This is a genomic window from Neobacillus sp. (genome assembly GCF_031988165.1).
GTDB classification, from domain to species: domain Bacteria; phylum Bacillota; class Bacilli; order Bacillales; family Cytobacillaceae; genus Neobacillus; species Neobacillus rhizosphaerae.
The window spans coordinates 464-5,602 of the sequence record NZ_DALZYO010000085.1; the positions used below are offsets into that span (position 1 = coordinate 464).

Annotated in this window: 3 protein-coding genes, 1 rRNA gene and 2 pseudogenes (1 of these 6 running past the window's edge); all 6 read left to right on the top strand. The window is 40.2% G+C overall.

The window, feature by feature from the left end:
- Positions 1 to 247, top strand: a pseudogene (locus RTR43_RS25370) (hypothetical protein); the annotation flags it as partial.
- 9 nt (positions 248 to 256) lie between these two features.
- Positions 257 to 1,303 carry a lysylphosphatidylglycerol synthase transmembrane domain-containing protein gene (locus tag RTR43_RS25375; protein WP_133264305.1) on the top strand — a complete coding sequence of 349 codons (1,047 nt, stop codon included), beginning with the start codon at positions 257 to 259 and terminating at the stop codon, positions 1,301 to 1,303.
- Positions 1,287 to 1,550, top strand: a complete 264-nt coding sequence (locus RTR43_RS25380; protein WP_010008125.1) for a YkuJ family protein — start codon at positions 1,287 to 1,289, stop codon at positions 1,548 to 1,550. Before RTR43_RS25375 ends, RTR43_RS25380 begins: the two co-directional genes overlap by 17 nt.
- Positions 1,551 to 2,110: 560 nt before the next feature.
- Positions 2,111 to 3,387, top strand: a pseudogene (locus tag RTR43_RS25385) (LTA synthase family protein).
- On the top strand, positions 3,372 to 3,611 hold the full coding sequence (locus tag RTR43_RS25390) for a hypothetical protein (RefSeq protein ID WP_312476806.1): 240 nt from the start codon (positions 3,372 to 3,374) through the stop codon (positions 3,609 to 3,611). Before RTR43_RS25385 ends, RTR43_RS25390 begins: the two are co-directional and overlap by 16 nt.
- Positions 3,612 to 4,131: 520 nt before the next feature.
- A 16S ribosomal RNA gene (locus tag RTR43_RS25395) occupies positions 4,132 to 5,139 on the top strand; its annotated part runs 410 nt beyond the window's last position; the annotation flags it as partial.

Genomic DNA, 5,139 nt, shown 5'->3' on the forward strand with positions numbered 1-5,139 from the left:
AGAAGCACTCGCTTCTCGGCAACATGTTCTTGTTCGTAACATTCCTGTTTACCAAAATTGGCTAGAAGAAGGTGTTAACGTATATAAGGCGGATAATGTAGATGAGTTTGATGAAAAAATGCAAAGTATTCTTAATGCGCAAGTATCTGATGTTAGAGATGCCGGTCACGCATTAGCTGTTGCACGTGATTTACCTAAAATTGGGGCACAACTCCAAAAAGTTTATGAAAAAACGCTAAAAGCATAGGAGTTAGTCATGCTTAAACGAGATAGATTATCAATTATTGTTGTGGGTTTGTTAACAGCAATTGTGGTTTACTTTTTGTGGCACGAATTAGACGGTCGTGGTCGACAGTTGGAAGCAGCATTACGTCACTTAGATTGGCGATGGTTGGCAGCCGGAATGGTTGCAATGATCATTACCATTTTCTTAGAAGCAGGGGTTGCGTGGTCCTTGCTTAATCGATCAGATCGAAAGAAAACCTCGTTAGCAGCCTTGCTACGAGTACCCTTGCTTAATCTATTGGGGACAGGATTGACACCATTTGCTACCGGAGGGCAGCCAGCCCAGCTATATGGACTGTCACGTGCTGGTGTAGAGGGTGGACGGGCAACGTCGGTTGTTTTAATGAAATTTTTAGTTTACCAAATTGTCGTTGTTCTTTTCTTTATTATTGGCTATTTCAGTGCAGATAGTTTTATATATTCACAAGTTGATCCAACATTTGCAACCTTTATTCCATTTGCAATTGCGATTCATGCAGTTGTGATTATTGGCATTGCTTTAGTCATGTTTTGGCCTGCATTAACTTTACGATTAGTGGATGTTATCAGTCCTATTTTCAAAAAAATGATGACGCGTAGGCGATACCAGCGAGTCATTGCCGCAATTAAAGTGAAAGTGAACAATTTTCATGAAGAGTCAAGGCGTGTGGTGGGGAGTTGGCAATCATTGATTAGTGCGACGGCCTTCACAATGGCACAATTAATTATCTTCTATACTATTCCTTATTTTGTCATTCGGGCTTTCGGATATGAAGATGTTAATCCTTGGTTAATTATCGCCATGCATATTATGATAGTCATGGTCATTTCTTTATTTCCAATTCCAGGTGGCGTTGGGGGCGCTGAATTAAGTTTCCAGCTCCTATTTACGCCATTTGTCAAAAATCCAGCAACATTGATATTGGTCATTTTAATTTGGCGTATCATTACTTATTACTTTGGCCTATTTGCTGGTTTAGTGGCTTATGTATGGCCAAGCCATAAAGTAGTAAAGGATACTTATGAACAAAAACGTTGAAAAAATAAGTGAACTCAATCAAATCATCAATAGGTTACGTGCCATGGTTGATGCTAAAGATGGGCATAATCAAACACGTCGGTTTGAAGCATTTGGTATTGAAGCCCTACAAGTTGAGTACAATCAAGACGCAAAAGTGTGGACGATTCATGAGCATCGTGAATCTAGGCAGTTTCAATTCGATGATATTGATTTGGTTGCGATTGAAATTTATGATGTGCTGCACGATTTTAAGTTAATATTTTAGGTGAAGACATGAAACATCTTGTGAAGTACTTTCCAACCCCAAAACAAATATGGATTAAAAGAAAACAAACAATGGATACCAGTGCACCATTAGTATGGTTTTTCGTACTTAATGTGGCGTTAGTTTGGTTGAAAACATATGTGAATTACCATATGAATTTTCGATTAGGCGTAAGTGGCTCGGTTCAAAACTTTTTGCTTGTCCTTAATCCGTTGCCAACAGCTATCATTTTCTTGAGTATTGCGCTGTATTTTAAAGGTGCACTCAGCTATTGGTTAGCTGTGCTACTTAACTTTATTCAGTCGTTATGGCTGTTTGCCAATATTCTCTATTATCGTGAATTTTCTGATTTCTTATCAATGGGTATCTTAGGCTCATCAAGTTCAACGGGTAATAACTTAGGCAAATCAATCACGGCTATTATGCATTGGTCTGATTGGCTGGTCTTTGTGGATATCTTAGTTTTAGTTGTTTTGTTGCTCTTTCGACAACTGACAATTGACCGGCGTGGTGTGCAAAAGAAGTTTGCCGTTTTGACAACCCTGTTAGGGATTGTGCTGATGTTTGTTGGTTATGGTATTGCTTCTGCGGATCGTAGTGGTTTACTAACGCGATCATTTGATAATAACTATATCGTGAAATACCTGGGCTTAAATGAATATGCCGCATTTAATGCTGTGCAAACGTATAATCAAACGCAAAGTCGCAGTCATGCTAAGCCAGCGGATTTTAAAGAAATTCAGAGCTTTATTAAATCACAAAAATTACCTAATAATGTTTCTTATTTTGGTACTCAAAAGGGTAAAAATGTCTTTGTCTTTCATTTAGAATCTTTCCAACAATTCTTGATTGACTATAAAGTGAATGGCAAAGAAGTAACACCTAATCTCAATAAGTTTTATCATGACCAAAATACGTTGAGCTTTGATAATTTTTATCATCAAGTAAGCCAAGGTAAAACCTCTGACGCTGAAATTATGCAAGAAAATTCTTTGTATGGCTTGCCAACTGGTTCAGCAATGGTTAAATATGGTACAGATAACACTTTTGAAGCTTTGCCAGCCATTATGGGACAAAGAGGCTATACTACTGCGGCCTTTCATGGGGATGTTGCCAGCTTTTGGAATCGTGATAATACATATAAGTCATGGGATATAACTATTACTTCTCAAAAGGGTATTATTCTAATGCAGATAAGCCAAGCTACAACGTTGGTTATGGATTGAAAGATAAAATATTCCTGAGAGACTCTGCTAAATATATTGAACAGTTACCACAACCTTTTTATGCTAAGTTAGTAACAGTGACAAACCATTATCCTTATCAGTTGGATAAAGAAAACATCAATTTCCCAGCTACGAAAACGGGTGATAGTACTGTTGATGGATATGTTCAAACTGCGCATTATTTAGATGAAGCCTTTGCTGAGTTTGTGAGTTATTTGAAGAAAGCAGGGCTGTACGATAATTCAGTTTTGATGCTATACGGTGATCATTACGGTATATCTGAGAATCATCAACCAGCTATTGCGAAGCTTTTAGGTAAGGATAAACTCACCAATTATGATTTAGCACAATTCCAAAAGGTACCGTTTATGATTCATGGTAAAGACCTTAAGGGTGGTATTAATCATACATATGGTGGAGAAATCGATATGATGCCAACCTTACTGGATATTATGGGCGTACCCGATAACAATTTGACAATGTTTGGTCAAGACATGTTATCTGAAAACTATAAGGGAATTGTGCCCTTGCGAGATGGTGATTGGATTATTTTACGGATAAACAGAAGCAATATGTTAAACAAACACAAAGTTACGTGGATAAGGTCCTAAAGTACTCTGATAAGGTTGTCACGGGTGACCTTCTACGATTTGATAAACGAACGGACTTTGCTAAAGTAGATAAATCAAAAATTACTTATAAAGTGGATACTGGATTATCAAATCTAAAACGAAATCAGACAACTAATCCGTCGAGCGTATTTGCCAAGAATGGTAATAAAAGTAAGGTAAACGACTATAAAACGGATGCGCCAGAATTAACAGATGACAAGTAAGTTTAAAAGACACCCTAGGGTGTCTTTTTTAGTCGAATGATGTTAGTGATTATAGGGGTGATTCCAGATAATATCCGAACGAAATAGCGATAAAAGGGGTGTGGCGCAAGTAAAAAAGAAAAGGGGGTAAAAAGGGCGAAAAAAGGGAAAAAAGGTGTTGACGGTAGCGCACAGGGTTGGTATAGTAATATATGTTGTTTGGCGGAAACGTCAATCAGGCCAACGGATTGAGCGACTAGGGCGCACCAAGAAATGCAAAAACATTTCAAAAAGGTGTTGACAAGCGTTTGATTAGATGGTAAGATATAAAAGTTGTTTCGTAAGGAAACAACGACATCGCAAGATGTCAGGTAGCACATTGAAAACTGAACAAAACTTTGATAAACAAATGTGTCGGGTCACTATTTTACGAAATAGTGTAAAGAAACAATTTGCGAAGTCAATTCGTAACAAACAATAAACGGATACGCTATAGCAATATAGCAAGTCAGTTAACATTGAAGAGCAATCTTCAAACTTTTAAAATGAGAGTTTGATCCTGGCTCAGGATGAACGCTGGCGGCGTGCCTAATACATGCAAGTCGAACGCTAGTCGCGGACCTGATCACTTCGGTGAGACGTAAAGCATATGGCTAGAGTGGCGAACGGGTGAGTAACACGTGGACAACCTGCCTCTAAGCAGGGGATAACATTTGGAAACAGATGCTAATACCGTATAACAACGCATTTCGCATGAAGTGTGTTTAAAAGGGGCTTCGGCCTCACTTAGAGATGGATCCGCGGTGCATTAGTTAGTTGGTGAGGTAAAGGCTTACCAAGACGATGATGCATAGCCGAGTTGAGAGACTGATCGGCCACATTGGGACTGAGACACGGCCCAAACTCCTACGGGAGGCTGCAGTAGGGAATCTTCCACAATGGGCGCAAGCCTGATGGAGCAACGCCGCGTGTGTGATGAAGGCTTTCGGGTCGTAAAGCACTGTTGTATGGGAAGAATAGTTAATGTAGGAAATGATGTTAATGTGACGGTACCATACCAGAAAGGGACGGCTAAATACGTGCCAGCAGCCGCGGTAATACGTATGTCCCGAGCGTTATCCGGATTTATTGGGCGTAAAGCGAGCGCAGACGGTTCGTTAAGTCTGAAGTGAAAGCCCACAGCTCAACTGTGGAATGGCTTTGGAAACTGGCGAACTTGAGTGCAGTAGAGGCAAGTGGAACTCCATGTGTAGCGGTGGAATGCGTAGATATATGGAAGAACACCAGTGGCGAAGGCGGCTTGCTGGACTGTAACTGACGTTGAGGCTCGAAAGTGTGGGTAGCAAACAGGATTAGATACCCTGGTAGTCCACACCGTAAACGATGAGTGCTAGGTGTTAGGAGGTTTCCGCCTCTTAGTGCCGGAGCTAACGCATTAAGCACTCCGCCTGGGGAGTACGACCGCAAGGTTGAAACTCAAAGGAATTGACGGGGACCCGCACAAGCGGTGGAGCATGTGGTTTAATTCGAAGCAACGCGAAGAACCTTA

Coding starts and splice junctions, on each gene's coding strand:
- RTR43_RS25375 (WP_133264305.1), top strand. CDS start 257: ATGCTTAAACGAGATAGATTATCAATTATTGTTGTGGGTTTGTTAACA.
- RTR43_RS25380 (WP_010008125.1), top strand. CDS start 1,287: ATGAACAAAAACGTTGAAAAAATAAGTGAACTCAATCAAATCATCAAT.